This window comes from Micromonospora sp. BL1, from assembly GCF_003667485.1.
GTDB classification, from domain to species: domain Bacteria; phylum Actinomycetota; class Actinomycetes; order Mycobacteriales; family Micromonosporaceae; genus Micromonospora; species Micromonospora tulbaghiae.
Genome location: NZ_RCVK01000038.1, coordinates 1 through 480, shown reverse-complemented (window position 1 = coordinate 480; position 480 = coordinate 1). Strand labels below are relative to the sequence as shown.

At 68.3% G+C, this 480-nt stretch carries 1 protein-coding gene; it reads left to right on the top strand.

Going from position 1 to position 480, the window contains the following annotated elements:
- Positions 1–480: IS701 family transposase (locus EAD96_RS00170; protein ID WP_233585303.1), on the top strand; the 480-nt coding region annotated here is incomplete at both ends.

Sequence of the window (480 nt, the reverse complement as noted above, 5' to 3'; positions counted from 1 at the left end):
CGACGAGCTGATGTTGACGGTGGGGCGGCGTTTCCGCAGGCCCGAGCCGCGTCGGCGGGTGCGTGACTTCGTCCGGGGCCTGCTGGCGCCGCTACCGCGGAAGAACTGCTGGAGCATCGCTGAGCACGCCGGGGATGCTGGCCCGGACGGGATGCAGGAGCTGCTGACCCGGGTGACGTGGGACGACGCCGATGTTCGTGCCGATGTCCGCGAGTTCGTCGGTGAGCATCTTGGTGATGTCGAGGCCGTGCTGGTCATCGACGAGACGGCTGATCTGAAGAAGGGCCGGCACACCGTCGGGGTGCAGCGGCAGTACTCGGGCACGGCCGGGAAGATCGAGAACTGCCAGCTCGCCGTGCACCTGGTCTATGCCACCGAGGCTGCTCACGCGATGCTCGACACGGCCCTCTACCTGCCGAAGTCATGGTGCGACGACCCCGATCGCCGCGCCGAGGCCGGTGTCCCTGAGCAGGTGCGCTT